The sequence below is a fragment of the Caulobacter endophyticus genome, assembly GCF_029543245.1.
Taxonomy (GTDB): Bacteria; Pseudomonadota; Alphaproteobacteria; order Caulobacterales; family Caulobacteraceae; genus Caulobacter; species Caulobacter endophyticus_A.
The window spans coordinates 93,850-118,629 of the sequence record NZ_JARQWV010000006.1 but is presented as its reverse complement, the minus strand read 5'-3'; the positions used below and the strand labels follow the sequence as shown (position 1 = coordinate 118,629).

Genomic DNA, 24,780 nt, shown 5'->3' with positions numbered 1-24,780 from the left:
CGCAAGTGGCTGATCACCAAGCCTTAAATATGCCGGGCGCACGACGGGGCGACAATCAACGCGACCGCTCGATGATCCGATTCCCCTGGCCCAGACCTGTCCCGTCCACCCCCGAGCTGCTGAGGGCCCAGGTGCGCGCCTTCTCGCGCCAGGTGCCGATGATGTACGCCCTGGTGCTGGTCAACACGATCGCGCTGTCGGCCACCCACCTGCACACCTCGCCCCCGCTGCTCACCCTGGGCTTCCCCGGCCTGCTGGCGGTGGTCAGCCTGGCGCGGCTGGTGACCTGGTGGCGGGCGCGCAGGACGACGATCGACACGGCTGGGGCCGAGCGCCTGCTGCGCCAGACCATGGTGTTCGCAGGGCTGCTGGGCGCGGGCTTCACCGGCTGGGCGTTCAGCCTGTTTCCCTATGGCGACGCCTTCGCCCAGTCGCACGTCGTGTTCTACATGGCCATCACCGCTATCGGCTGCGTCTTCTGCCTGATGCACATGCGGGCGGCGGCCTTCCTGCTGACCGGTATCGTCGTGGGGCCGATCACCGTCTTCCTGATCGCCAGCGGCAAGCCGGTGCTGGCGGCCATCGGCTTCAACATGGCCCTGGTGGCGGTGACCATGCTGGTCATCCTGCTGATCTCGTACCGCGACTTCTCCCGGCTGGTGGAATCGCGCCGGGGCCTGGAGGAACGCCAGGCCGAGATCCAGAGCCTCAGCGACGACTATCTGCGTCTGGCCAACATGGACGGCCTGACCGGCCTGCCCAACCGTCGCCAGTTCTTTTCGCGTCTCCAGCGGGTGAGCGATGCGGCCGCCGCTTCGGGCGCGCGCTTCGCCGTGGGAGTCATCGATCTCGACGGCTTCAAGCCCGTCAACGACGCCTACGGCCATGCGGTGGGCGACAAGGTGCTGATCGAGGCCGGCGACCGCCTGAGCCGCGACCACGGCCAGCCGCTGTTCGTGGCCCGGCTGGGCGGTGACGAGTACGGCCTGATCATCGAGGCCGACCTCGACGCCGACGCCCTGCAAGCCCTGGGCGCGGACCTCTGCGCGGCCCTGCGCGAGCCCTACAGCTTTCCCGGCGTCACCGCCCAGGTCTCGGGCTCGGTCGGCTTTGCGGTCTATCCGAGCGCGGCCGCGGCGCCGAACCTGCTCTACGAGCGCGCCGACTACGCGCTCTATCACGCCAAGCAGAACGTGCGCGGCGCGGCGGTGGTGTTCTCGGCCGACCACGAGACGGCGATCAAGGCCTCGGGGGTGATCGAGCAGGCCCTGCGCCACGCCGACATGGACGCCGAGTTCCACCTGGCCTTCCAGCCGCTGGTCGACATCAGGAGCGAGCGCACCGTCGGTTTCGAGGCCCTGGCCCGGTGGACCAGTCCGACCCTGGGCGTGGTGTCGCCCGGCGACTTCGTGCCGGTGGCCGAGCGTTCGGGCCTGATTGCGGCCATGTCGCCGGTGCTGCTGTCCTGGGCGCTGAAGGCGGCTGCGACCTGGCCCGACGAGGTGCGCCTGTCGTTCAACCTGTCGGCCCGCGACATCGCCTCGCCCGAGCAGATCGCCCGCATCGTGGCGATCATCGAACAGAGCGGCGTGGCGCCCGAGCGCATCGACCTGGAGATCACCGAGACGGCCGTCATGCGCGACTTCGACCAGGCCGCCCGCTCGCTGGCGAGCCTGAAGGCGCTGGGCGTGCGCATCGCGCTGGACGACTTCGGGGTCGGCTATTCCAGCCTCAGCTATGTGCACCGCCTGCCGATCGACAAGCTGAAGATCGACGGCAGCTTCATGCGCGGCCTGCAGGCGGCCGACAAGCGCCGGGCGATCGTCAAGACCATCCTCGACCTGTGCCGCAACCTTGGCCTCGACTGCGTGGTCGAGGGCGTCGAGGCGCCCGAGCAACTGGTGCTGCTGCAACCGCTGGGCTGCCGCGTGGTGCAGGGCTTCCTGTTCGCCCGGCCGATGCCGGGCGAGGCGGTGGCGGACTACCTGGCCGCCGAGCGCGGCGAGGCCGAGCCGCTGCGGTCGGCGGGGTAGGGGATTGATCCCTCTCTCTTTGAGAGAGGGAGGGGCCCAGGCGAAGCCTGGGAGGGTGAGAGGTTACACCCTATCCGAAGGAGCCCTGTGGCTTTCATCGACTCCGCTACGGCATCGGCGAAGCGATTCCTGATCGAGAGAAGAGAGGTTTGCCGGTCGACGGTGAAACCTCTCACCCTCCCACCGCCTGCGGCGGCGGGCCCCTCCCTCTCTCGATGAGAGAGGGATCTTATAGCTAACGTCGATCTACGAAATCGTACCCATTTTCTCAAACTGAGTAGCGCCGTCCGCGAACCTGTGATTGCATCGTCAAAAAACAGGGTGGAAACAACATGCAGATGGCTCAATGGCCGGCGCTGATCGTATTGGCGCTCAGCGTCATCGTGTGGGGCGGCATCATTCTCTATCGTGGAAGGCGGGACGGGCCGCAGGCGGCCGAGGACGATCTCGACCCGATTTCGGGCGACTGAGACGTCCGTCGCTTCAAGCGAACTGATCCTGAGACTTCAGCCGGCGCGAGCCGCCGCCAGGGCGGGGCTCGCGTCGTGGTGCGCGCGCGAATCCTGGCGTCCGGCGGCGGCCTCGCCTAGTTTGCGGCCATGACCGCGACGCCGCTTTCCGCTCTCAAGCCCATCATCCTGACCAACGAGGCCGGCGTCGCCTTCCTCAAGCGCCATCCGGCGACTCGCGAGGTGGCGACCAGCGACTCGGCAAGCGGGCTCTTGCAAGCGGCCCTGCATTTCGTCGAAGCCATCGAGCCTCCGCCCGCGGACGACTGGGTCATGCCCAACGCCGGCGTGCCGCAGGATCGCGAGCACGATCTGAGCTTCGAGAACGACGGCCACGCGCCGCCCTACGGCTTCTGGATCACCCATCCCGACGTGCTGGCCTGGACCACGGAAATGACCGAGGACGAGCGCCCCGACTGGTGGGTCAAGGTTTGGCTGAAGGGCAGGTGAGGTCCGGGCGGACCCCGTCATCTTTCCGATAGAGAGCTCGTCTTCCTGGGCCTCGTGCCCAGGATCCATCGTTCCGCAGCTCAAACCTTATGAGGACGGCCAAGGTCTGAGCCGTTGCCGGCATGGGCCCTCGCCACGAGGGCGAGGGAAGCGACCTGAAAAATGATGCGCCCGGGCTGAAAAGCGCCTGTGGCTGCGCGTCGTCGCTGATAGCGAAAACCCGATGTCAGGAAGAGTTGGTGCGGGCGGTCGGGGTCGAACCGACACTCCTTTCGGAACCGGATTTTGAGTCCGGCGCGTCTACCAGTTTCACCACGCCCGCGCCTCGCCGGGCCGCGGCCCGAAGCGAAGAGGCGACTACCTAGCAGTGGTCGCCGGGAAGTTCCAGAGGCGTTTGCAGTGCGTGGCCCTCGTCCTTCGACAAGTTCAGGATGAGGACCAGTCGTCAGGCATGGCGGTAGAAAACCTCACCCTGAGCTTGTCGAAGGGCGAGGTTTTCGGTCCCGAATTCATCCCAGCCACGGCGCCTTTGCCAGCCGTTCGGCCAGGAACTCCATCAGCACGCGCACGCGGGCGGGGCGGATCGGGTTGGGCGGGGTGACTAGGTGCATGGCGATGGCCGGCGGGGTCCAGTCGGCCAGGACCTGCTCCAGGCGGCCGGCGGCGACGTCGTCCCAGGCCATGAAGTCGGGCTGCATGGCCAGGGCCTGGCCGTCCAGCAGCAGGGCGCGGAAGACGTCGGCGTTGTTGGCCCGCAGCGGGGCGGGCACGCTGATGGCGTACTGGCCCTGGGTCTTGTGCTCGAACCGCCAGGCGTCGCGCGAGCGGCCGCCGGTGTAGAAGAGGGCGCGGTGGCGGGCCAGGTCCTTGGGGTGCTCGGGCCGGCCATGTTTGTCGAAATAGGCCGGCGAGCCGACCAGCATCACCCGCACCGGACACAGCCGCCGGGCCAGCAGGCTTGAATCTTCCAGCGCCGAGATGCGCAGAGCCAGGTCGAAGCCGTCCTCGACGATGTCGATCAGTTGGTCCGAGAGGGAGAGCTCGACCGACACCTCCGGATAGAGGGCGAAGAAGTCCGACAGGGCGGGGCCCAGGTGGGCGATGCCGAACGACATCGGCGCGGCCATGCGCACCAGGCCCTTGGGCGTGACCGACTGGGCCGAGGCTTCCAGTTCCAGGATTTCGCCATCGGCCAGCAGGCGGCTGGCGGCCTCCAGCGAGCTCTGGCCGCTGTCGGTCAGCGACAGCCGGCGCGAGGTGCGGTGGAAGAGGGTGGCGCCCAGGCGCTGCTCCAGGCGCGACACGGCCTTGGACACGGTGGCGTTCGACAGGCCCAGGTCCTTGGCGGCCCGGGCGAAAGAGCCGGTTTCGGCCACCTTGGCGAACACGGCCCAGGCCTCGAAGTCGGGAAGTTTCATGATGTCATTTTTGGAAATGGTTTCTTTCGACCATTTCTATTTCGGATCAAGCGATCTGTCTCCATCTTCCTCGTCAACGGAGAGGCCAACACGGCCAGCCACACAAGACACTCCAGGAGATCGACATGATCGAAGTTCGCAAGTTCGACAGCCTGGGCGGCGCCAATCACGGTTGGCTCGACGCCAAGCACCACTTCTCGTTCGCCGGCTACCATGATCCCAAGCGCGTCCACTGGGGCGCCCTGCGGGTCTGGAACGACGACACCATCGCCGCCGGCACGGGCTTCCCGCCGCACCCGCACAACGACATGGAGATCATCACCTATGTCCGCGAGGGGGCGATCACCCACCAGGACAGCCTGGGCAACAAGGGCCGCACCGAAGCGGGCGACGTGCAGGTGATGAGCGCGGGCACCGGCATCCGTCACTCGGAGTACAACCTCGAGCCGGGCGTGACCAAGATCTTCCAGATCTGGATCATTCCGGATCGCGGCGGCGAACCGCCCGCCTGGGGCGCCAAGCCGTTCCCCAAGGGCGACCGTTCTGGCAAGTTCGTGGCCTTGGCCAGCGGCTTCAAGGACGATAACGACGCCCTGCCGATCCGCACCGACGCCCGTGTCCTGGGCGCGACGCTGAAGGCCGGCGAGGAAACCGAGTATGAGCTTGGCGCCGGCCGCCACGCCTACCTCGTGCCTTCGACCGGTTCGATCGAAGTCAACGGCGTCAAGGTCGACACCCGCGACGGCGCGGCGATCGCCAACGAGAACACCATTCGCGTGAAGGCCCTGGCCGACGCCGAGCTGGTGCTGGTCGACGCGGCTTAAGAAAAGCGTCGCTGAAATCCTTCAAGACGCGGCTGTCGCAGCCGCGTCTTTTCCTCCCCAACCTCAAAGAAGACTTCTCTAGGAGACTCTCATGGCCAAGGTTCTGGTCCTCTACTACTCGTCGTACGGTCACATCGAGACCATGGCCAAGGCCGTGGCCGAAGGCGCCCGCGGCGCCGGCGCCACCGTCGACATCAAGCGCGTTCCGGAAACCGTGCCGGAAGAGATCGCCAAGGGCGCTCACTTCAAGCTGGACCAAGAGGCTCCGATCGCTTCGATCGCCGACCTGGCCGACTACGACGCCATCATCGTCGGCACCGGCACGCGTTTTGGCCGCATGAGCTCGCAGATGGCCGCGTTCCTCGACCAGGGCGGCGGCCTGTGGGCCCGCGGCGCGCTGAACGGCAAGGTCGGGGGCGCCTTCGTCTCGACCGCCTCGCAGCACGGCGGCCAGGAAACCACCCTGTTCTCGATCATCACCAACCTGCTGCACTTCGGCATGACGATCGTCGGCCTGCCCTATAGCCATCAGGGCCAGATGAGCAACGACGAGATCGTCGGCGGCGCGCCCTACGGCGCCACCACGGTCGCCGGCGGCGACGGCAGCCGCCAGCCGACCCAGATCGACCTGGACGGCGCCCGCCACCAGGGCGAACTGATCGCCGCCGCGGCCATCAAGCTGCACGGCTAAGAACCAGACCGGGTTTCTCCCCCAACGACCCGGTCCTAGGCCGCGTCGCGCTTCATCCTCCCCCCAGGAAGCGCGGCGCGGCTTTTCTTTTGGAAAACGGCCGCTTAACCGCGTTTGTGAGCGTCGCGTTCAGCTTGATGCGTGAAAGTGCCCGTACGCAGGGGACAGCGAGGCGGGCGTGGCGAAGAAGATCAAAGCAGCGAAGCGGAGGTCGGGAATGGCCGACTTCATGACGCTGCTGGTCTGCGTCGGCTGCACCGTCTGGGCCTTCAGGACAATCGTCGGCCTTGGCGGCTGATTAGCGCTTGGCCTGAAGGCCGGAAGGCGGCACTTGAACGGGAAAACCGTTTCAAGATCAGGATGCCGCCGCCCATGACGACCCAATCCCTTCCGGGCGTGACCATCGTCGACCACCCGCTGGTGCAGCACAAGCTGACCCTGATGCGGGACAAGGAAACCTCCACCAAGACCTTCCGCGCCCTGATGCGCGAGACCGCGACCCTGATCTGCTACGAGGTCACGCGGCAGCTCTCGATGGACGAGGTCGAGATCCAGACCCCCGTCGCGCCGACCAAGGCCAAGGTCATCGCCGGCAAGAAGCTGGTTTTCGCCCCGATCCTGCGGGCGGGCCTGGGGATGGCCGAGGGCATGCTCGACCTGGTGCCGGCCGCCCGCGTGGCCCACATCGGCCTCTATCGCGATCCCGAAACGCTGGAAGCGGTCGAGTACTACTTCAAGACGCCCGAAGACATCGCCGACCGCCTGGTCATCGTCGTCGACCCGATGCTGGCCACCGGCCACACGGCCGTGGCGGCTATCGACCTCCTGAAGAAGCGCGGCGTGCGCGACCTGCGCTTCGTCTGCCTGCTGGCCTCGGTTCCGGGCGTGGAGACCCTGCGCGCTGCCCATCCGGACGTCGAGATCTGGACGGCGGCGGTGGATCCCCAGCTGAACGATCACGGCTACATCGTGCCGGGCCTGGGCGACGCGGGCGATCGCACTTTCGGCACCCGCTGATCCGAAGACGCGCGTCGCCCCCGGATCGGGGGCGGCTGTGCGCTTGCGCACTTGCACGACTCCCAAGGCGCGCTAAGCAGCAGCGTTAACCTTTTTCGAGTTTGCATGCTGGTTACGCCGCCTCAGATCTATGTCGCCGACGACGACGCCCTGACGCGCGAGCTGGTCGAGATCCAGCTCGGCCGCGGCGGCTATGGCGCGCGCACGTTCGAGACGGTCGAGGAACTGCTGTCGGCGGTGGCTTCGGCCCCGCCGTCTCTGATCCTGCTGGACGTGCGCATGCCGGGCCTTTCGGGCCTGGACGCCTTGCGCAGCCTGAAGTCGGCCCAGGGCGCCGAGGACATCCCCGTGCTGATGCTGACGGGGGAGGGGCGGCTGGATCGCATCGTCCAGGCCCTGCAGCTGGGCGCTGTGGGCTATGTGATGAAGCCCTTCACCGGCAAGGCCCTGGTCGACAAGATCGGCGAGGTTCTCAACGCCGGCGCGTGAGCGCGATTGCGGGGCGAGGTGGGACACGCCATAGCTGCGTCGCGGTCTTTGTACGCGGGGGCGTTAAGTGTTTTTGAGAACTCTGACGGCGATGGCCGTCGTGCTGACGCTCGGCGTCGTTCAGGTCGCGCCCGGCGTCGCGGTGGCCGCCGAGCAAGCGCCACAGAGCGTGAGCGAGGCGATCGTGGCGCGCACCGAGGCGATCTCCGTCGAAATGGAGCGGGCCTCCACGGCGCTTGGAAGCATCGATTTTCGCGCGCTGCTGGGTTCGCCCGACCGCGCGACCCTGCAGCGGTCAGAAGCGCTGCTGGCGCAGGCCGAAGCCCAGGCCTCGTCGGCCGCCCGAACACTCGCGGCCATGCCGGCCTGGCCCGGAGACAGCGACGAGGACAGGCTGGTCGACCAGACCGCCCGCGATGCGGCCGCCTTCGCCGCCGACATGGCCAAGCTGGCGCGCGACCTTCGCCAGATGGTGAGCGCGATGCTCAAGGGCGATCAGGCGACCTTGAAGAGCGCGGCCCTGCTGGTTCAGGCAGGAAGCGTCCGCCTGATGGAAGGCCAGGCCCTGGGCGCCCGGTCACGGGCCGCCCTGCTGCCGGTTGGTTCGACGGATCGCGAGCTGATACTGGCCCAGGGCGAGGTGCTGGACGGCATCGCGGTCATGGTCGGCTATGCAGGCCGCGTCAGGGACGGCGCCGCCAGCGCCAAGCGCCTGCGGCGGATCGAGGCCAACGGCCGTCGCATGGTGGCGCGGGCCCGCGCGCTCTCGGCCGAGGCCAAGCGCATCGACCTGGAGGCGCTGGCCGGCGAGCCGAAGGGCGGAGAGCTGGTGACCCTGGTGGAGCGCAGCTACGCGATCAACGAGGCGTTCGTGCAGTCGATCGAGCGCTGCATCGGCGTGATCGAGACCGCCGCGGGAAAGCTCGAGGCTGCCGGAAGCGAACGCATCTCGCTGCGTCAGGACATGACGCCGCTGGAGCAGGAAGGCAGGGTCATGGAGCGGCTCGGCTCTGAGCAGATGGATGTGGCCCTGCGCATCGAGCGCCTGGGCTGACGACGAGCCGCAGGGGAAAGGCCGGGATCGCTCTCCGGCCTTTTGTTTTCAGCGCCCGCGGCGGCTCAGATTTCCTGGTTGTACGCCCCGACCCGGTCGGCCAGGCGCGGCTTTACTTCCTGGCGGAAGAGGGCGCGCATGTCGTCTTCCGACTGGGTGCTTTCCACCACGACGACGACTTCGGGCTTGTTCGACGAGGCGCGGACCAGAACCCAAGAGCCGTCTTCCAGGTGAACGCGGGCGCCGTTGACGGTGATCACCTCGGTGATCCTGCGGCCCAGGATCGAGCCGCCGGCGGCCAGCAGGTCTTCGTATTCCTTCACCACCTGCGCGACGACGCCGTACTTCTTTTCGTCGTCGCAGTGCGGGCTCATGGTCGGCGACGTGAAGGCGATCGGCAGCGCCTTGCGCAGGTCTGAAAGCTTCTTGTCCGGGTTGCGGTCGAGCATGGACAGCACGGCCGCGGCGGCGGTCAGGCCGCAATCGTAGCCGCGGCCCAGGGGCGCGTTCAGGAAGAAGTGGCCGCTCTTCTCGAAGCCGGCCAGGGCGCCCGTCTCGGCGCTCTTGCGCTTCATGTGGCTGTGGCCGGTCTTCCAGTAGACGACCTTGCAGCCGTGCTGCGCGAGGATCGGGTCGGTGGCGAACAGGCCGGTCGACTTGACGTCGACCACGAAGGTCGCGCCCGGATGCAGCGGGGCGAGATCTCGGGCCAGCATGAGGCCGATCTTGTCGGCGAAGATCTCCTCGCCCTCGTCGTCGACCACGCCGCAGCGGTCGCCGTCGCCGTCGAAGCCGAAGGCGAGGTCCGCGCCGTGCTCGCGGACGGCCTTGGCCATCTCGTGCAGCATTCCCAGGTCTTCCGGGTTCGGATTGTACCGGGGAAAGGTGTAGTCGAGCTCGGCGTCCAGGCCGATCACCTCCGACACGCCCATGCGCCGCAGGGCCTCGACGGCGAAGGCGCCTGGCGTGCCGTTGCCGCAGGCGGCGACCACCTTCAGCGGGCGGGTCACGCTGGCGCGCCCTGCAACCTCGGCTATGTAGCGCTCGGCCTGGCCCTGGACGCGGATCAGCCTGCCGCCGTCGCGCTCGACGAACTGCCCGCCCAGCACGATCTCCTTGAGCCTGCCGATTTCGTCGGGACCGAAGGTGAGGGGAGGCTGGGCCCCCATCTTCACGCCGGTCCAGCCGTTCTCGTTGTGGCTGGCGGTGACCATGGCCACGCAGGGGATGTCGAGGTCGAACTGGGCGAAATAGGCGGTGGGCGACAAGGCCAGGCCGATGTCGTGCACTTCGCAGCCGGCGCTCATCAGGCCCAGGATCAGGGCGTTCTTGATCGAGGCCGAGTAGGATCGGAAGTCGTGGCCGACGACGATCTTCGTCTGGCCCAGCTCATGGATGTAGGAGCCGAGGCCCAGGCCCAGGGCCTGCACGCCCAGGAGGTTGAGCTCGGGGCCGAAAAGCCAGCGCGCATCGTACTCGCGAAAGCCCGTCGGCTTGATGAGCGGCTCGTTCTCGTAGGCGGCGGTGTTGGGAACCAGATCGGCGCGGGGAGTCGAGAACATCGGCGCTCGCTTCAATGCGTGAGGTGCGCGGGCGCTATTGCGCCTGCTCGCCGGCGGCTGCGGCCGTGGCGGCGTCCTGGGCGCGGCGCTGCTCGCTGCGACGGGCGGCGTCCTTTTCCTTCTGGATCAGCGCCTTCATTTCCGGGGTCTGCTGAATCGGGGTCGAACCGAAGGGACCCGGAGAGCGGTCGCCATAGCCCTGCGGCCAGACCATGGACAGGGCGATCATCGCCAGGGCGACCAGGGTGCAGAGGGGCATGAAGATGCGATCGGGCATGGTCCGCCTATACCACGCCCCTCGTGGCTGGATAGGGGCGATGCTTGACGTGGGCGCGCGCGGGCCTTAGCCCGCCATGACCTAATTCAAGGAGCGCAGATGCCCGTCCTCGTCCTGCTTCGTCACGGCCAGAGCCAGTGGAACCTCGAGAACCGCTTCACCGGCTGGGTCGACGTCGACCTGACCGCCGAAGGCGAGGCCCAGGCCCGCAAGGGCGGCGAACTGATCAAGGCCGCGGGCCTCGACATCGACGAGGCCTTCACCTCGGTGCAGACCCGCGCCATCCGCACCTGCAACCTGGCTCTCGACGCGGCGTCGCAAAGCTTTGTGCCGGTGACCAAGGACTGGCGCCTGAACGAGCGCCACTACGGCGGCCTCACCGGCCTCAACAAGGCCGAGACGGCCGAGAAGCACGGCGAGGAGCAGGTCACCATCTGGCGCCGCTCGTACGACGTTCCGCCGCCGGAACTGGCCCCGGGCGGCGAGTACGACTTCGCCAGCGACCGCCGCTACAAGGGCGCGACCCTGCCGACCACCGAAAGCCTGGCCACCACCCTGGTTCGCGTGCTGCCCTATTGGGAAGAGGCCATCGCCCCGAAGCTGAAGGCCGGCGAGAACATTCTGGTCGCCGCCCACGGCAATTCGCTGCGCGCCATCGTCAAGCACCTGTTCGCCGTGCCCGACGATCAGATCGTCAAGGTCGAGATCCCCACGGGCAACCCGCTGGCCATCGAACTGGACGCGGCCCTGAAGCCGGTGGGCGCCCGTTACCTCGACGAGGCCCGCGCCGAGAAGCTGCCTGCCATCGGCTGACCCGTTTCGGGCAGGTTCTTCCGGGGTTCCTTTCGTCCGCGGACGAAAGGAACCCTAGGTCGTTTCAGGTGATTGCTACGCGCGGGAAGTGCCTGGAAACACGACGTTAATGCTGATGGGCGCATCAAGTTGGTCTACCCTTCGGGGAAACGACGCGAGCTTGCATGAACACCCCGGCAGCGGCGGGCCAGGAACACCGGCGCCTGACGCAACAAGAAGTCGACGTGATCTGCGCCAAGCACGACCGCCTGTGGTCGGCTAGGCTCGGCGGCGCGCGTGCGGTCTTCGCCTTCTGCGACCTGTCGGGCCTTGTTCTGCACGGCCGCAATCTCTGCGACGCCGACTTCACCGGCGCGCTGCTGGTCGGCACCGACCTGCGCCGCTGCAAGCTCGACAACGCCAACCTCTACGGCGCCGACATGCAGGGCGCCGACCTCACCGATTCTTCGCTGCGCCGGGCCGACCTGCGCGGGGCCAGCCTGCGGGGCGCCAACCTGACTGGCGCCGATATGTTCGAGGCCGACCTGCGCGAGGGCCAGATCGCCGCCGCCGACCGCGAGAAGGGCTATCGCATCCTTGAGCCTGTGCAGCGCGAGGCCTATGCGATGGGCGCCAACCTGTCGGGCGCCAATCTGGAGCGCTCGCGCCTTTCGGGCATCGTCGCCACCAAGGCCGACTTCAGCGACGCGATCCTCAAGGACGCCAAGCTGGTCCGCGCCAATCTCAAGCAGGCCAATTTCAACGGCGCCAACATGGCCGGGGCCGACCTCTCGGGCGCCAACCTGGCCGGAGCCGACCTGCGCAACACCGTTCTAGTGGGCGTCAAGACCATGTCCTGGAACGTCACCGGGGCCAGCATGGAAGGCGCCCTGACCGACAAGGCCTCGGGCGTCGACGTCTCCGACATGCCGTACGAGCAGATGATCGCCGACCACGCCCGCTGGTGCGAGACCGGCGGCGGCGAGGGCAAGCCCTCGGTGTTCGACAAGGCCGACCTGCGCAATCTCAAGAGCATCCGCGGCTTCAACCTGACGGCCCTGTCGGCCAAGGGCGCGGTGTTCTACGGCCTCGACATGGAGGGCGTGCAGATGCAGGGCGCGCAGCTGGAAGGCGCCGACCTGCGGGCCTGCAACCTGCGACGCGCCGACCTGCGGGGGGCGCGGCTGAAGGGCGCCAAGCTTTCCGGCTCGGACCTGCGCGACGCCCAGCTGGGCCCGCTGCTGATCGGCAAGGACCGGCTGCTGCCGGCCGACCTGACCGGCGTGCTGCTGACCAACGCCGACCTTGCCCGGGCAGACCTGCGTGGGGCCTGCCTGGTCGGCTCGGACCTCTCGCGCGCCAATTTCACCAGCGCCAACCTCAAGGACGTCGACATAACCGGCGCCGTCCGCCTGGGGGCGCGAGGTCTCGAAGACCTCATCTAAGCTACACAATTTGAGAAGTGTGGAGCGACCTTAACCGTTCGCTCGTCGATTCCTGTTATCCGATGGCCAGTAGAAGATCCGAGTATCGCCGGGAGGGGGTCCCGCAATGAACGCCGCACAGAGCCTCGCGGGCCGCCGCAAGCTCAGTCAGGCCGAACTGGACATGATCGTCACCGCCCACGAGAAGTTCGTGACCGGCAAGCAGGGCGGCAAGCGCGCCTCGCTTCGGTTCATGAACCTGTCGGGGCTGGACCTGTCGTTCCGCAACCTGACCGACGCCGATCTTTCCGCCTCGATCCTCGACGGCTGCCGCATGGTGCGGGCCAAGCTCGATCGCGCCAGCCTGTTCGGCTGCGACCTGCGCAAGGCCGACCTGCGCCAGGCCAGCCTTCAGCGCGCCGACCTGCGCGGGGCCTGCTTGCGCGGGGCCAATCTCTCGCAGGCCGACCTGACCCAGGCCGATTTCCGCGAGGGCCAGATCGCCATCCCCCATCCGCGCAAGGGCCTGGACACCGTCAAGCACGAGGTCCGCAACGGCGAGGTCGACGAGGTCAACTTCTCGGGCGCCACGCTGGACGGCTCGCAGTTCACCGGCGTCTCGGCCTTCAAGGCCGACTTTTCCGACTGCTCCCTGCGCGGGGCAAAGCTGTCGGGCGCCAACCTGAAGGAAGCCAACCTGGTCGGGGCCATCCTCGACAACGCCGATGTGAAGGGCGCGAACCTGGAAGGCGCCAACCTGCAAGGGGCGGTGATGTCGGGGGTCGACACCTCGACGGCCCGCATCCACGGCGCGCACATGACCGGCGCCCTCACGGCCTCGACGGTCGAGGCGGTGAACAAGGCGCGCGAGCTCTACGCCCGCTGCCTGGCCAACCAGCAATGGTGCCAGACCGGCGGCAAGGAGGGCTCGGCCGCCCGGCTCGACGGCGAAGACCTGCGCCCGATCGGCGATCGCCTGAAGGGCCTGCGCCTGACGGCCATGAGCGCCCGCGGGGCCTGTTTCGTCGGCATGGACCTTTCCGGCGCCCAGCTCCAGGGGGCCAATCTGCAGAACGCCGACCTGCGCGCAGCCAACCTGCGCGGCGCCGACCTGCGCGGGGCCAAGCTGACCGGCGCCAACCTGACCAAGGCCGACCTGCGCCAGGCCTTCCTGTCGCCGCTGCCGCTGGGGCCTGAACGCAAGACCGTCGGCAATCTCGCCGCCGCGCGCCTGCGCTACGCCATGCTGCAAACCGCCGACCTGTCCGAAGCCGTCCTCGACGGCGCGGACCTGCGCGGCGCCGACTTCACCGGCGCCCGCATCGCCAAGGCCAGCTTCCGCGACTGCGATGTCGGCCAGGCCCAGGGACTGGAGTTCGGGGTAGGGTAGCGGGCGGTCGCTGTCCCAGACCCTCCCCCTGAAGGGGGAGCGTCTCGATAGGCGCCTACTTCAGCCCCAGCGTCACCGTATTCGTTGTCCGCACCAGCGCCTTGGGCGTGGCGTCCTGAGAGGCCACGGTCTGGTCGGCGGCGTTCTCGGCCGTCACGGTCGCGCCCTCGGCGTCGACGAATGCCGCGGTGAAGCCGCGGGCCGACAGCGCCGCAACGGCCTTTTCGCCGGTCAGGCCGCGCACGTCCGGCATCGGGGCGGCGTCGTCGAGGGCGGCGGGCGGCGGCACCGGCACGATCTTGAAGGTCAGCTTGGCCGCGCCGCTGGCCTGGAAGGCGTAGCGCTGCTGGAAGGCCGCATCGACGGGCGTGACATAGGTGCGGGCCTTGCCGATCGCCCCGGATTGTCCGGCCGTGCCGGCGCTGCCGTCGGCCCCGCCGGTGCCGCCGATCTGCATCGAGACCTGCACCTCGCAGGTAGTCTCGGGCAGCACGTAGAAGGTCGGCTGGTAGCCGATCGAACGCAGCGCCTCCAGGCCCTCGTCGCCGTCGCTTTCGTACATGGCCAGGGTGGCGGCCAGAGAGGCCTGGTCTAGGGCGGCCTGGGCCTCGGCCACGCCACGGCCGACGGCGGCGATCACCTCGCCCAGCGGCGTGGCCAGGCTTTCGCTGAGCAGCTCCGAGGCGTTCTGAGACATCGATCAGGCTCCCTGTTCGTCGGCGAAGATGACCATCACGCGGGCCCCGCGGGCGACGATGCTGCCCGAGCCGGGCGACTGCACCATGGCCTGGCCCGGGGCGACGGCGGGGTTCAGGCCGCGCGGTCCGGTGCTGGCCTCCAGCACAAGGCCTACCGAGGTCAGCACCCGGCGCACGGCGCTTTCGGTCAGTTGCAGCACGTCGGGCACGCGCGGACCGTCGTCGCCGAGTGGAACTTTCTCGGGGATGAACTGCATCTTCAGGTCGCTCAGCGAGTCCGCCGGCAGGGCCTTCAGGGTCTCGGTGTCGGGGAACTCGACATTGCCCTTGTCGCGCAGCACCCCCTTGGCGCTGATCTGGATCGCACCCAGCGAGAACCCGACGGGCTTCAGGGTGGTCTGTGCCTTGTCGAGCTGGATAGCCATGGTCGTGGCCAGGTCGTCGACCGCCATCTTGGCCGGGCCCGAGGTCGTGCCGGGCTTGGGCTGAGCGGCCTTGATGTCGGCGAGCTCGAGGTCCCTTTCGGCGAGGGTCATGCGCAGGCCGGCGATCTCGGCCTGCTGCTCGGCCGTCAGGCGGTTGCGGTCTGCCAGTTGGGCGTCGCGTGCGGCCAGTTCCTGATCGCGCTGGATCAGGCGGGCGTCAAAGACCTTGGTCGTTTCCTCGATCGCCTGGGCCCGGACGGCGGCGACGTCGACCTGCTCGGCGCGCAGGATGGCGATCTGGTTGTCGCGCTCGGCCAACTGCTTGGCCTGGGTCGAGATCTGGGCGTCACGGGCGGCCAGGTCCTGGGCGGTCTGGGTGCGCAAGGCGGCGATCTGGGTGTCGCGTTGGGCCAGTTGCTGGGTCTGGGTGGCTATCTGGGCGTCGCGGGCGGCGAGATCCTTGGCGCTCTGGGTGCGCAGCGCGGTGATCTGGGCGTCGCGTTCGGCCAGTTGCCGGGTCTGGGTCGAGATCTGGACGTCGCGGGCGGCGAGGTCCAGGTCGTTCTGGGCGCGCAGGGCCGCGATCTCGGCGTCGAGGTCGGCCAGCTCCCGGGTCTGGGTCGAGATCTGAACATCGCGAGCGGCCAGGTCCGCATCGCTCTGGGCCAGGCGGGCGCTGAAGGTCCTGGTGGTGTCGTCGATGGCCTGGGCGCGGATGGCTGCGGTGTCGACCACGGGAGGCGAGGTGATCGGGGCGTCGGTGGCGACCAGGCCGCCGATCGGCGTCGCCGTCCGCAAGGTGGCTTTCGACACGGTGCGGGCGATTACCGTTTCGGCGACGGCCAGGCGGCGCATCTGGCCGAAGTCTATGGTCAGAGCCCCGGTGCGGGCGTTGCGGGTGAACTCGGGCGCGGCCGACATCACCGCCGCGCCCTCGACCAGCCGAAAGGCCGGGGCGAACGGCAGGGTGTCGTCGGCGACGGTTCCCGAGCCCTTGGCCGTGCCGGCCGCATCGGTCCTGGCGCTGGAAAGGCTGGCCCAGGCGCCGCTCTTAAGATCGAACAGCTGGACGTCGAGCACCGCGCCCGCCGCCGGGGCGCCGGCGGCGTCGGTCAGCCTGGCGGTCCAGGAGAAGGCGGTGCTCATCCGATCTCCTCCATGCCGACGACGCCGCGGCCACTGTAGGCGCCGATCGAGGCGACGACGACGACGACGGCGCGGGCCGGTTCCTTGGCGATCGACAGGGTGGCGAGCGCCCGGCCGTCGGCGCCGGTGCGCAGCACGGCCTGCTGCAGCCGGGTGCCGGGCTGGCGCACGAAGTGGGCCACGCCACGCGCCGCCGACAACTGACCGCCGGCGGCATCGTCGATGTTGAGCTCGACGGGCTGGTCGGCCAGCACCTCGCCGGCGCTGTTGGTGACCAGCACCGAGACGTGGGCGAAGCCGCCGATGTTGCCGCCGCCCGAGACGGCGATGCGCGGCGTGGGCAGGCCCTCGCCCGGCGGGGTGGCCACCAGCCGTCCGCTGATCGTGCTGCTGACTTGCTGATTGGTGCTGTTCTGGTCCTTGGCGGTGAACAGCAGGGCGATCGGCCGGCCGCCGTTGTCGGTCTTGGTCTGCATGTCGACCTTGATCGAGAAGTCGAGGAACGGCAGCTGGTAGCCGCCGATCGGCGCGCCGCTGGCGTCGACCTTCGGGCCGCTGTTGAGCGCCAGCTGCGCCTCGCGCACCCCTTCGGCGAGGGCGACCAGCAGCTCTTCGATCGAATTTCCGACGAAGCGGCTCTCGGCCGGCATCAGGCGTCTCCCTCGGACTCTTCGGAACGCTTGGACTTCAGGCGCTCCAGGGCGCGGTCGCGACGGGCGTCGTCGCGGGCCTCGTCGGCTTCCTTGAGCTCGCGCACGTCGCCGGCCATTTCGCGCAGGCGATCGGCCTTCTCGGCGTAGTCGGCGATATCGCCGACATAGGCCGACAGCTTGCGGGCCGTCTCGCGCACGTACGGATCGGCGCGGCCCAGGCCGGGGATACGCTCGCGGGCGCGCTCGACCCAGTCGGAGGGAATGGCGTCGCGGGCGCGGTCCAGCGCGCGTTCGGCGGCGGCGTAGGCCTTGCGGCCGCGGCTGACCATGTCGCGGGCCTTGGCCAGACGGCGGTCGAGCGGGTCGGTGGCGGTGGCCGCGCGCGGGCGTTCGGCGGGGTCGGGCAGGGTGCGGCCGGCGTCGCGCAGGCCGCGGCCCGCTTCGGCCAGGGACGAGAGGCGACGCGACGGCTCGGTCAGGGAAGCGTCTTCGCGGCGGGCGGCCAGGCGTTCCCAGGGGGCTTGGCGTTCGCGCGAAGGGGGGCGCTCATCGGCGGCCTGGCGCGGCTGGGCGGCGGCACGTTCCCAGGGCGCCTCTCGAGGCGGCGCGGGCGAGCGTTCCCACGGCGCCGCGCGCGCGGATGGGGCAGGGCGTTCGAAGACCTCGGCCGGATTGAAGCGCCGCAGGTCCGGCGTCAGGCCGCCCGGTGTGGGCCGCACCTGTTCACCGGGCGTCGGGCGCAGGCCTTCGCCGGGCGTGGCGCGCAGCGCCTCGACCGCGGCGCGCGTGGCCGAAGGCTTGATCGGCGCGCGCGGAGGGGGCTGCGGGTTCGGGCGTGACGGCGCGGCCTCGCGCGCGGCGTCGCGGGCCGCGCCCCAGCGGTCGAGCTCGGCCCGGCGCTGGCTTAGCGGGGTGACGGCGTAGCGCGGATCGACCTGGCCGCCCTGGCCCGTCAGCCGCGCCATCCGGTCCTCCAGCGCCTTTCGCTCGGCCATCAGCCGCGCGAGGGTCGGAGACAGGGTGGACGGATCGGCGTCCGGCGACAGGCCGGCGGGCGGGGAGGGGGCGGCGCGAACAGGCTTCGGCGCGGACGTCTTGACGCGACGCAGGGCGTCCTTCCAGGGCGGGTTGCTCATCCGCCGTCGTCGTCCTTGGCCGGTTCGGAGGGAGGCGTCGGCGCGGGCGTGCGCCGCTGTTCGATCAGGGCGCGGACGCGCTCTTCAAACAGGGCCGGCGGCGGTATCGGCACCAGCTTGGTGCGCATCAGGCTCGAGCCCTCGGCGCTGTACTGGTACTTGGCCGCATAGCTGGCGCTGACGCTGCTGGCGCTGACCGCCCCGCCGCCGCCGAACGGCGTCCAGAACCCGCCGGCCTTGACCGTCGTGGCGCTGCTGCTGCGCTTGATCTCGGTCTCGGACTTGAACGAGATCGACATCTTCAGCTCGATGACGGTGTCGACGAACTGGTAGAAGGTCGGGGTGAAGCCAAGCTCCAGCAGGCTGTATTCCTGCCCGTCGCCGAACTTGACCATGTAGCTCTTGGACTTGGCGCCTTCGCCTTCCTTTTCCTCGTCTGCGTCCTCGTCGTAGCCCGCCATCATCCGGGCGATGCGCAGAGACACCAGGTCGAGTTGCAGCTGGGCGGTGGCGATGCCCACCCCCATGCGCTGGACCATCTCCGGGAAGGGGACGGCGAGCAGTTCCGTACCTACGCTCATGGCGCGTCCTCCGTTCGGGGATCAGGGCTTGTTTTCTTCTTCTTTTTCTTCTGCTTCTTTTTTCTTTTTCTCGGCGGCCTTCACCAGGTTGATGTCGAGCAGCCGGCGGCGGCGCTCGACCTCTTCGTCCAACTGGCGGCGGATGCGTTCTTCCAGGATGGCGGGCTGCGGGATCGGCACCAGCTTGGTGCGCAGCAGGCTCGAGCCTTCGGCCGAATAGCTGTATTTCGACGAATAGGTGGCGTCGACCTGGCTGGTGGTGACCTGGGTGGTGTTGCTGGCGCCGGCGTTGCCGCGGAACAGGCTCCAGCTGAAACTGGACCCCTTGGTGGTCACCTGGTTCGAGTAGCGCGAAGTGACGCTCGACTCGCTGGTGTGGGTGATCTTGATGGCGATCTTCACCTCGATGATCGTGTCGACGAACTGGTAGAAGGTGGGCGAGAAGCCCAGCTCCAGCATCGACAGCCGGGTCGGCACGCGAATGAGCGTGCTGGAGGCTTCACCGTTCGCCAGGATCGCCGTCTGCTGATCCTCGACGACCTTGAGCAGCGCCTTGGTGTCGCCGCCCGAGATCGCGTTGTCGGCCTCGATATAGGCGACGGCGTCCTCTGGGCTCATCAGGTCGTAGCCGAAGAAGATCCGGCTGTCGTCGAAGGTGGTGACGCCCTTGTCGTCGGTGACGGCCTGCAGGCCGCCCATCATCTCGGCGACCTCGATGCTGTTGGCGTCCAGCTTGATCTGGCCCTCGGCGATGGCGAAGGCCATCTGGCGGATCATGTCCCCCATGGGGACGTTCAGAAGCTCTCTTCCGATCGACATGTCTGGTCCTTCCTACGGAGCGGGGGGAGCGGGCGCCGGCGCGGGGGCGGGCTCGCTGATCTTGCGAAGCAGGGTTTCGAGGGTTTCGGGCGGCGGCAGGCTGACCAGCCGGGCCGCGATCGAGCTCATGCCCTCGGCGCTGACCGAGAACTTGCGCGCGTAGCTGACATTGACCGAGGCGGCGACGACGACGAAACCGACATTGCCCTCGACGCTGGCGCCGACCTCGATCCCGAACTCGGTGGTCTCGGTCATGCTGAACGACAGCTTGGCCTCCACCGTCGCCTCGGTGAAGCTGTAGAAGGTGGGCGTGAAGCCCAGCGAGATCAGGTTGTGCGTCTCGCCGCCGAGCTCGACCTCCGCCTCGGCCATGGCCTTGGCGGTCTCGATGCTGTTGCGGTCGAGGGCCGACTGGGCCTGGGCGATGGCGATGCCCAGGCGCTCGATGATCTGAGGCAGCGGCGCGGAGAGCAGCTGCCGGCTGACGGAGGCGGTCTCGCTCATGGAGTGGGCGTCGGTGTCGGCGTGGGCGTCGGGGTCGAGTCCTTGGCCGGGGTCAGGAAGGTCTTGATCTCTTCCAGGAACTCGACGGGCGCGGGCACGGCGACGATGCGCGCCGAGATGCTGCTGTTGCCGTTGATCGACTGTTCGAACTGCCGACTGGTGCGGTAGTCGACCGACAGGCCCACCGCGACCGAGACCTTGGGCTTGTCGGCGCTGGCGGTGGGAGCCGCGGCGATCTTGTCGAGCGCCTTGGTGACGCTGGCGCCTTCTGCGGCCGACAGGGCGATGTCGTTGGCCGAGAGGGTGACCAGGTTGATGATCACCGCGTCCTTGGCGTCGGTGAAGCTGACCACGCCGCCCTTGCGCACGGCGCGCACGCCATGGGTGGCGCTGCCGGCGTTGACGTCGCGCGCCAGGTTGAAGGCGTAGGCCTCCGGCGAGCCGGCCTCCAGCGTCGCGCCGCCGGCGCTGGCGGCCGCATCGGTGATGGCGATCTCGGTTTCCGAGGCCCCAACCTTCACCGACTTGCCGTCGATGGGGGTGGCCGCGAAGTGGCGCGCGATGATGAAGCCGTTGCCGCCGCCGGCGGAGGTCTTGTCCGGCGTCGGCGTGGCCTGCAGCTGGGTTCCGGCGGATTCGACCAGCACCAGCAGGTCGTTGGAGTCGGCCAGCATCACCTCGGCGCGACGGAACTGCTGGTTGGCGACACTGTCGGTCGTCTTGAGCCAGGCGGTCTCGCCACGGCTTTCGACCTTGCGGATCTGGCTGGCCTTGACGCCGTTTTCCTTCAGGAACAGGGCGACCTTGTTGGCGCGGTCGAGGCCCAGTTCCTGATTGTCTTTGATCTCACCCTGCCGGTCGGCGAAGCCGACGACGTCGACGGTGGCGCCGCTGTCCTTCAGGGCGCGGGCCATCGGGGTCAGTTCGTCGACGGCTTCCTTCTTCAGGTCGGACTTGTTGGTGTCGAACAGCGCCAGGCCCAGGGTGCCGCCGCCGACCGGAATGTCCGAGCCCACCGGATCGCGCAGCAGCTTGGCCTTGAAGCCGCCCAGGGCGTTGATCTGGCTGACCACGGCGCGGGCGTAGATCAGATTGTTGGACTGGGCGTCGACCTTGGTGCTCTTGCCCGCCGCCAGCACGAATTCCTCGCTGGTCTTGTCAGGCGGGGTTTCGATGATCCGGATCACGCCGAAGCTGGACTCGGTGGCGGCGTAGAACGCCACGCTGGTTTCGGTCTTGATCGGGTTCTTGGCGGCTTCGGGCAGCAGCTTGAACGGCACCTTGGTGCGCTTGGCGGTGACGTAGGCGCGCTCGAACTTGCCCGTCGGCGTGCCCAGCTTCTTGGCCAGGTCCTCGGCCGCGGCCTCGACATCGGCGCCGGTCGCGTCGCTCTTGGTTCCATCGACGGTGGCGCTGGCCGGCAGGCTCTTGATGGTGATCTGGGCCTCGCGGGCGCTGGCGGGGGCCTGGGGGCCGCCCTGGCCGAAGCCGAAGTCCAGCTTGCCGCCGATGCCGAAGGCGCTGGCCTCGCCGACCTTCATGGTCAGCTGCATCGAGACCGAAAGGTCGGCGTGCTGGTAGTGGTAGAAGGGAGGCGACAGGCCCAGCTGCAGCAGGCTTTTTCCGCCCAGGCCGGGGCGCGGCTCGACGTACTCGCCGACCTGGGCCAGGCTGTTGAGGTCCAGGGCCTTCTGGGCGTCGGCGATCGACAGGCCCATGGCCTTGATGAACTCGGCGACGCTGGCGTCGGCCAGGATCTGGCCGGGCGTCATCTTCTCGATGGGGTTCTGGTCAGCCATGCATCGGCTCCTTGGTCAGCGGCTGCCTGGACGGCACGGGGGAGGCGCAGGCGCGGGCCCCGTCGACGGTGTCGGCGCGTACGGTCCAGTAGCCGTGGACGCGCTGGGCTTCGGACAGGCGGCCGGCCGGAACGCCCAGGCCCCGGGCGGTCCAGGCCAGCAGGCTGCGCGACAGCGGCAGGGCCTCGTCGAGGGCGAGCGCGGCGGTCAGGCTCTCGCGGGCGGCGGTCAGGTCGCCGGCCTTCAGCTCGTTGACGCCCTTGCGTTCCAGCAGGCAGGCGCGGTCGCGGCGCTGGAAATCGCTGGGCGTTCCGTCGCCCAGCTCGGCGGCGGCGCTGCTGGCGGCCTCGCCGGCCAGGATGGCGGCCTGCTCGTGGGCCCCGGTGCGCTCCAGGCTTTCCAGCACGCAGTGCAGGTAGTGGCGGGCGAAGATCTGCGGCGCGCGCACGCCGTGGGCCAGGCGCAGGGCCTCGCGATACTTGGCCAGGGCCTGGTCGTGGCGGCCCTTGAGCGCCAGGATCTTGCCGGCCTCGGCGACGCCGGCGTGCAGGCGATGGACGTCGAGTGCGCTTGTCATGCGAGGGCCTCGGAGAACAGCACCTCTGCGCCGGCCGCTTCCAGCCGGTGGCGCAGCAGCAGCGCGCGGGGACGCGGCATCGGCCCCGTCGACACCGGCGCGACGCCGGACAGCCCCATCTGGGCCAGCAGCCCGGCAGGGGCCGACAGCACGTCGAGCGCCTGGCAGGCGAAGGTCTCCAGCTCGGCGCGCACCGTCAGCCCGGCCTCGGCATAGGCGGCCAGCCGGACCTCAAGGTCGGCGAAGGCCACGCCGGCCTCGATGGGAACGGGCAGGGCCTGGCGCAGCAGCTCGAAATCCTCGGTCGGCACGCCCGCCAGGGTCTCCAGCGCGGCGGCGGCCTCCGGCGGCGCGGCGACGAGCGTCAGGGTGAAGCGCAGGAAGGCCTGATCGACGATCCGCACCTGCTCGGGGGCCTTCAGCCGCCGCCACAGGGCGTCGGCCTCGCCGCGGCCCAGGTCGAAGACGGTGGCCGAGCCGCCGGGCGAGATGTCCGCGCCCGGCGGCAGCCGCTGGCGCAGGACGCCGACCTGAAGGTGCGACAGGTCGCTGGCGAACAGGGCGAAGCGGGCTTCGTCCGGACGGCTGGCGGTCAGGCGCACGGCGCCGCTGGGCAGGGCGGCCTCCAGCGCGCGGACGGTGGGCTCGGTCACCGCGCCCAGGATCACGCCGGGCGGGGTCAGCAGCAGGTCGAGCGCGGCCGAGGGTTCCATGCCCAGAAAGCGGCCCAGGGTCGCGCCCACCGCCTCGGCGGCGTCGAAGTCGAGCAGTTCGCCAGCCAGGTCCATGGTCGGGGCGCGGACCAGAGCGGCGCCGGCGGGGGCCACCGAGGCCTCCACGCCGAGCGTGCCGATCAGCGCGGCCAGGCGTGTTGCGTCCGCCGCCGGCAGGTTGGCCAGCAACCGGGCGGGGGCGCGATACAGGGCGTCGACCACCGTCTCGACCGGCAGTTCCAGGGCCTGGCTGAGCACAGAGGCCGCGCGCGGCGACGCATTTCCGATGCTGGTGATCAGCAGGTCGGCGGCCTCAGGTTCGACGCTTGGATACGCTACGCTGGGGGACACCGACGACTCGAGCACCAACACCTCCCTCAAGGCTGGTTTCGACCGGGCATATCCACGCTCTAGTTGGCGCGGCGCTGGACTCGTGTCAGAGTTGTATAGCTTTGTAAAGTTCGGAAGTGTTGCACGTGGTGAATTTGCGCCATGTGCGATCGATCGTGTGCTGACGATCGGTTCTAACGCCTCACCAGCAAGGCTCCGGCGCCGGCCAGGGCCGCCAGGGCGGCGGCCGCGAAGACGCCGCGCAGATCGCCTCCGGCCGACGCCACGGCGATGCCGAGCAGCGGGCCCAGCGCCTGGGAGGCGGCCACCGCCACGTTCATCACGCCCAGGTCGCGGCCGTTGCGGGCGTTGTCGGGCAGCACCTCGGCCACGAGGGCGAGATTGCTGGTCGAATAGACCCCGTGGCCGATCCCGAACACGATCTGGGCGACCAGCGGGCCGGGCCAGCCGGGAACGAGCAGCAGGAGTGCTACGCCGGTGGCGATCAGCAGGCCGCCGGCGATGACCACCGGCCGCCGGCCCAGGCGGTCCGACAGCGGCCCGCTCGCCGCGCCGGCCGCCAGCATGCCCAGGGTCGAGGCGGTCAGCAGCAGGCCGAAGGCGGCCTCGGGCGTGACGCCGGGCAGGCGGCTGGCCAGGTCGCCGCGGTCCTTGAGGTAGAAGAACAGGTAGAGGGTGTGCAGCGCTACGGCGGTTTCGACCAGCAGGCGCGAGGCGAAGACCATGCGGAAGCGTCCGTCGGCGAAGGCGGTCAGGCGCAGGCCGGGCCAGGCGATGGGCGCGCGGGCGGGGGCGGGCGGCTCGCGCAGGGTCAGGGCGAAGGGCAGGACGAGCAGGGCCGTGGCGGCGATAACGGCGGCATAGCGACTGGTCGCCGAGACCAGCAGCGCGCCCACCACCAGGGCGGTGAAGAGCTTGGAGGCGGGCAGGGCCAGGCCCGCCCAGGCGGCCGCCGCGCCTTTCTGGTGGTCGGGCACGAGGTCGGGCAGCACGGCGGCCAGCGGCGCGTAGAGGGCGTTGACCGCTAGTTGCAGCAGCACCACCGCGCCCAGCATCTGCCAAGGGGTCTGGGCCAGGCCGACGAGGGCGAGGCTGAGCGCCGTGGCCGCCCAGCCGCCGATGATCCAGGGCCTACGCCGTCCGAAGCGCCCGCGGGTGGCGTCGCTGAGCGCGCCGAAGGCGATGTGGGCGACGGCGGCGGTGATCGCACCGACGATGGACACCTGGCTGAGCGTCAGGTCGCGGGCGTGCGGGGCCACCTCGGCCGCCTTCAGCGGCGCCAGCAGGGTCAGGAACGGGATGAAGGAAACGAAGGCCCCGGCATTGGCCAGGCCGTAGCCGGCGAGGAAAAGTCGCGAGCGTCCCTTGGAGGGCTCGGCTTCTGTAAATGGGCGGCCGCCTTGATCCATCCGTGGTTTATGCGATCAGGACAGCTTGCGGTCGAGCTA

At 69.2% G+C, this 24,780-nt stretch carries 25 protein-coding genes and 1 tRNA gene; 11 read left to right on the top strand and 15 right to left on the bottom strand.

Going from position 1 to position 24,780, the window contains the following annotated elements; all coding sequences use genetic code 11:
- Window positions 1-71 precede the first annotated feature (71 nt).
- The 3 genes from P7A99_RS07650 (at window position 72) to P7A99_RS07640 (ending at window position 2,992) form a co-directional block, all read left to right on the top strand.
- A complete protein-coding gene (locus tag P7A99_RS07650) occupies window positions 72-2,033 on the top strand; it encodes a putative bifunctional diguanylate cyclase/phosphodiesterase (protein ID WP_277793316.1) in 1,962 nt (653 codons plus the stop codon).
- Window positions 2,034-2,365: 332 nt separating this feature from the next.
- Window positions 2,366-2,503 (top strand): hypothetical protein, encoded by a 138-nt coding sequence (locus tag P7A99_RS07645; RefSeq protein ID WP_277793315.1) that lies wholly within the window; start codon window positions 2,366-2,368, stop codon window positions 2,501-2,503.
- 129 nt (window positions 2,504-2,632) lie between these two features.
- Window positions 2,633-2,992, top strand: a complete 360-nt coding sequence (locus P7A99_RS07640; protein ID WP_277793314.1) for a hypothetical protein — start codon at window positions 2,633-2,635, stop codon at window positions 2,990-2,992.
- A gap of 237 nt (window positions 2,993-3,229) precedes the next feature.
- Here the strand turns inward: P7A99_RS07640 and P7A99_RS07635 are convergent.
- Together P7A99_RS07635 and P7A99_RS07630 are read right to left on the bottom strand one after the other, a co-directional pair.
- Window positions 3,230-3,314: transfer RNA gene (locus P7A99_RS07635), tRNA-Leu, on the bottom strand.
- A 187-nt stretch (window positions 3,315-3,501) separates the two neighbouring features.
- Window positions 3,502-4,410 carry a LysR family transcriptional regulator gene (locus P7A99_RS07630; protein ID WP_277793313.1) on the bottom strand — a complete coding sequence of 303 codons (909 nt, stop codon included), beginning with the start codon at window positions 4,408-4,410 and terminating at the stop codon, window positions 3,502-3,504.
- Between the two features lie 125 nt (window positions 4,411-4,535).
- Here P7A99_RS07630 and P7A99_RS07625 point away from each other — a divergent pair, with 125 nt between their 5' ends.
- From P7A99_RS07625 to P7A99_RS07605, 5 genes are all read left to right on the top strand, one after another.
- Complete coding sequence (locus P7A99_RS07625; RefSeq protein WP_101719896.1) at window positions 4,536-5,234, top strand: pirin family protein; 699 nt, start codon at window positions 4,536-4,538, stop codon at window positions 5,232-5,234.
- A 91-nt stretch (window positions 5,235-5,325) separates the two neighbouring features.
- A complete protein-coding gene (gene wrbA / locus P7A99_RS07620; protein ID WP_277793312.1) occupies window positions 5,326-5,925 on the top strand; it encodes an NAD(P)H:quinone oxidoreductase in 600 nt (199 codons plus the stop codon).
- 372 nt (window positions 5,926-6,297) lie between these two features.
- A complete protein-coding gene (upp, locus tag P7A99_RS07615) occupies window positions 6,298-6,942 on the top strand; it encodes a uracil phosphoribosyltransferase (protein WP_277793311.1) in 645 nt (214 codons plus the stop codon).
- A gap of 105 nt (window positions 6,943-7,047) precedes the next feature.
- Window positions 7,048-7,431, top strand: coding sequence for a response regulator (locus P7A99_RS07610; protein ID WP_277793310.1), 384 nt, complete (start codon window positions 7,048-7,050; stop codon window positions 7,429-7,431).
- A gap of 67 nt (window positions 7,432-7,498) precedes the next feature.
- Complete coding sequence (locus P7A99_RS07605) at window positions 7,499-8,485, top strand: hypothetical protein (protein ID WP_277793309.1); 987 nt, start codon at window positions 7,499-7,501, stop codon at window positions 8,483-8,485.
- A 65-nt stretch (window positions 8,486-8,550) separates the two neighbouring features.
- On the opposite strand, the gene P7A99_RS07600 is transcribed toward P7A99_RS07605, so the two are convergent.
- Together P7A99_RS07600 and P7A99_RS07595 are read right to left on the bottom strand one after the other, a co-directional pair.
- Window positions 8,551-10,047 carry a phosphomannomutase/phosphoglucomutase gene (locus P7A99_RS07600; protein WP_277793308.1) on the bottom strand — a complete coding sequence of 499 codons (1,497 nt, stop codon included), beginning with the start codon at window positions 10,045-10,047 and terminating at the stop codon, window positions 8,551-8,553.
- A gap of 34 nt (window positions 10,048-10,081) precedes the next feature.
- The gene (locus P7A99_RS07595) at window positions 10,082-10,324 is read right to left on the bottom strand and encodes a hypothetical protein (RefSeq protein WP_277793307.1); all 243 of its coding nucleotides are present in this window, start codon (window positions 10,322-10,324) and stop codon (window positions 10,082-10,084) included.
- Between the two features lie 99 nt (window positions 10,325-10,423).
- On the opposite strand from P7A99_RS07595, the gene gpmA reads away from it, so the two are divergent.
- The 3 genes from gpmA to P7A99_RS07580 all read left to right on the top strand — a co-directional run bounded on the left by gpmA (window position 10,424) and on the right by P7A99_RS07580 (window position 13,930).
- Complete coding sequence (gene gpmA / locus P7A99_RS07590) at window positions 10,424-11,137, top strand: 2,3-diphosphoglycerate-dependent phosphoglycerate mutase (protein ID WP_277793306.1); 714 nt, start codon at window positions 10,424-10,426, stop codon at window positions 11,135-11,137.
- A gap of 164 nt (window positions 11,138-11,301) precedes the next feature.
- The gene (locus tag P7A99_RS07585) at window positions 11,302-12,561 is read left to right on the top strand and encodes a pentapeptide repeat-containing protein (protein ID WP_277793305.1); all 1,260 of its coding nucleotides are present in this window, start codon (window positions 11,302-11,304) and stop codon (window positions 12,559-12,561) included.
- 106 nt (window positions 12,562-12,667) lie between these two features.
- Window positions 12,668-13,930, top strand: coding sequence for a pentapeptide repeat-containing protein (locus P7A99_RS07580; protein ID WP_277793304.1), 1,263 nt, complete (start codon window positions 12,668-12,670; stop codon window positions 13,928-13,930).
- 55 nt (window positions 13,931-13,985) lie between these two features.
- Here P7A99_RS07580 and P7A99_RS07575 read toward each other — a convergent pair whose 3' ends face one another.
- The 11 genes from P7A99_RS07575 to P7A99_RS07525 form a co-directional block, all read right to left on the bottom strand.
- Window positions 13,986-14,627, bottom strand: a complete 642-nt coding sequence (locus P7A99_RS07575; RefSeq protein WP_277793303.1) for a PASTA domain-containing protein — start codon at window positions 14,625-14,627, stop codon at window positions 13,986-13,988.
- A gap of 3 nt (window positions 14,628-14,630) precedes the next feature.
- Window positions 14,631-16,199 (bottom strand): hypothetical protein, encoded by a 1,569-nt coding sequence (locus P7A99_RS07570; RefSeq protein WP_277793302.1) that lies wholly within the window; start codon window positions 16,197-16,199, stop codon window positions 14,631-14,633.
- Window positions 16,196-16,849: a hypothetical protein gene (locus P7A99_RS07565; protein WP_277793301.1), complete on the bottom strand. Its 654-nt coding sequence runs from the start codon at window positions 16,847-16,849 to the stop codon at window positions 16,196-16,198. Before P7A99_RS07565 ends, P7A99_RS07570 begins: the two co-directional genes overlap by 4 nt.
- On the bottom strand, window positions 16,849-17,988 hold the full coding sequence (locus P7A99_RS07560; protein ID WP_277793300.1) for a hypothetical protein: 1,140 nt from the start codon (window positions 17,986-17,988) through the stop codon (window positions 16,849-16,851). Before P7A99_RS07560 ends, P7A99_RS07565 begins: the two co-directional genes overlap by 1 nt.
- Window positions 17,985-18,569, bottom strand: coding sequence for a hypothetical protein (locus tag P7A99_RS07555; RefSeq protein WP_277793299.1), 585 nt, complete (start codon window positions 18,567-18,569; stop codon window positions 17,985-17,987). The genes P7A99_RS07560 and P7A99_RS07555 overlap by 4 nt, the downstream gene beginning before the upstream one ends.
- 21 nt (window positions 18,570-18,590) lie before the next feature.
- Window positions 18,591-19,388, bottom strand: coding sequence for a hypothetical protein (locus P7A99_RS07550; protein WP_277793298.1), 798 nt, complete (start codon window positions 19,386-19,388; stop codon window positions 18,591-18,593).
- 12 nt (window positions 19,389-19,400) lie between these two features.
- A complete protein-coding gene (locus P7A99_RS07545; RefSeq protein ID WP_277793297.1) occupies window positions 19,401-19,892 on the bottom strand; it encodes a hypothetical protein in 492 nt (163 codons plus the stop codon).
- Window positions 19,889-21,691 carry an OmpA family protein gene (locus tag P7A99_RS07540; RefSeq protein ID WP_277793296.1) on the bottom strand — a complete coding sequence of 601 codons (1,803 nt, stop codon included), beginning with the start codon at window positions 21,689-21,691 and terminating at the stop codon, window positions 19,889-19,891. The genes P7A99_RS07545 and P7A99_RS07540 overlap by 4 nt, the downstream gene beginning before the upstream one ends.
- Window positions 21,684-22,268 (bottom strand): hypothetical protein, encoded by a 585-nt coding sequence (locus P7A99_RS07535; RefSeq protein ID WP_277793295.1) that lies wholly within the window; start codon window positions 22,266-22,268, stop codon window positions 21,684-21,686. Before P7A99_RS07535 ends, P7A99_RS07540 begins: the two co-directional genes overlap by 8 nt.
- On the bottom strand, window positions 22,265-23,347 hold the full coding sequence (locus P7A99_RS07530) for a hypothetical protein (protein WP_277793294.1): 1,083 nt from the start codon (window positions 23,345-23,347) through the stop codon (window positions 22,265-22,267). Before P7A99_RS07530 ends, P7A99_RS07535 begins: the two co-directional genes overlap by 4 nt.
- A gap of 158 nt (window positions 23,348-23,505) precedes the next feature.
- Window positions 23,506-24,741 carry an MFS transporter gene (locus tag P7A99_RS07525; protein ID WP_277793293.1) on the bottom strand — a complete coding sequence of 412 codons (1,236 nt, stop codon included), beginning with the start codon at window positions 24,739-24,741 and terminating at the stop codon, window positions 23,506-23,508.
- Between the last annotated feature and the right edge of the window lie 39 nt (window positions 24,742-24,780).

Bases quoted from the DNA above. Each gene is read 5' to 3' on its own strand.
- P7A99_RS07585 (WP_277793305.1), top strand. From the start codon at position 11,302: ATGAACACCCCGGCAGCGGCGGGCCAGGAACACCGGCGCCTGACGCAA.
- P7A99_RS07535 (WP_277793295.1), bottom strand. From the start codon at position 22,268: ATGACAAGCGCACTCGACGTCCATCGCCTGCACGCCGGCGTCGCCGAG.
- P7A99_RS07610 (WP_277793310.1), top strand. From the start codon at position 7,048: ATGCTGGTTACGCCGCCTCAGATCTATGTCGCCGACGACGACGCCCTG.
- P7A99_RS07580 (WP_277793304.1), top strand. From the start codon at position 12,668: ATGAACGCCGCACAGAGCCTCGCGGGCCGCCGCAAGCTCAGTCAGGCC.
- P7A99_RS07525 (WP_277793293.1), bottom strand. From the start codon at position 24,741: ATGGATCAAGGCGGCCGCCCATTTACAGAAGCCGAGCCCTCCAAGGGA.
- P7A99_RS07560 (WP_277793300.1), bottom strand. From the start codon at position 17,988: ATGAGCAACCCGCCCTGGAAGGACGCCCTGCGTCGCGTCAAGACGTCC.
- P7A99_RS07650 (WP_277793316.1), top strand. From the start codon at position 72: ATGATCCGATTCCCCTGGCCCAGACCTGTCCCGTCCACCCCCGAGCTG.
- P7A99_RS07625 (WP_101719896.1), top strand. From the start codon at position 4,536: ATGATCGAAGTTCGCAAGTTCGACAGCCTGGGCGGCGCCAATCACGGT.
- P7A99_RS07555 (WP_277793299.1), bottom strand. From the start codon at position 18,569: ATGAGCGTAGGTACGGAACTGCTCGCCGTCCCCTTCCCGGAGATGGTC.
- P7A99_RS07595 (WP_277793307.1), bottom strand. From the start codon at position 10,324: ATGCCCGATCGCATCTTCATGCCCCTCTGCACCCTGGTCGCCCTGGCG.
- P7A99_RS07640 (WP_277793314.1), top strand. From the start codon at position 2,633: ATGACCGCGACGCCGCTTTCCGCTCTCAAGCCCATCATCCTGACCAAC.
- P7A99_RS07630 (WP_277793313.1), bottom strand. From the start codon at position 4,410: ATGAAACTTCCCGACTTCGAGGCCTGGGCCGTGTTCGCCAAGGTGGCC.
- wrbA (WP_277793312.1), top strand. From the start codon at position 5,326: ATGGCCAAGGTTCTGGTCCTCTACTACTCGTCGTACGGTCACATCGAG.
- P7A99_RS07540 (WP_277793296.1), bottom strand. From the start codon at position 21,691: ATGGCTGACCAGAACCCCATCGAGAAGATGACGCCCGGCCAGATCCTG.
- P7A99_RS07550 (WP_277793298.1), bottom strand. From the start codon at position 19,388: ATGTCGATCGGAAGAGAGCTTCTGAACGTCCCCATGGGGGACATGATC.
- P7A99_RS07545 (WP_277793297.1), bottom strand. From the start codon at position 19,892: ATGAGCGAGACCGCCTCCGTCAGCCGGCAGCTGCTCTCCGCGCCGCTG.
- gpmA (WP_277793306.1), top strand. From the start codon at position 10,424: ATGCCCGTCCTCGTCCTGCTTCGTCACGGCCAGAGCCAGTGGAACCTC.
- P7A99_RS07570 (WP_277793302.1), bottom strand. From the start codon at position 16,199: ATGAGCACCGCCTTCTCCTGGACCGCCAGGCTGACCGACGCCGCCGGC.
- P7A99_RS07575 (WP_277793303.1), bottom strand. From the start codon at position 14,627: ATGTCTCAGAACGCCTCGGAGCTGCTCAGCGAAAGCCTGGCCACGCCG.
- P7A99_RS07645 (WP_277793315.1), top strand. From the start codon at position 2,366: ATGCAGATGGCTCAATGGCCGGCGCTGATCGTATTGGCGCTCAGCGTC.
- P7A99_RS07565 (WP_277793301.1), bottom strand. From the start codon at position 16,849: ATGCCGGCCGAGAGCCGCTTCGTCGGAAATTCGATCGAAGAGCTGCTG.
- P7A99_RS07600 (WP_277793308.1), bottom strand. From the start codon at position 10,047: ATGTTCTCGACTCCCCGCGCCGATCTGGTTCCCAACACCGCCGCCTAC.
- upp (WP_277793311.1), top strand. From the start codon at position 6,298: ATGACGACCCAATCCCTTCCGGGCGTGACCATCGTCGACCACCCGCTG.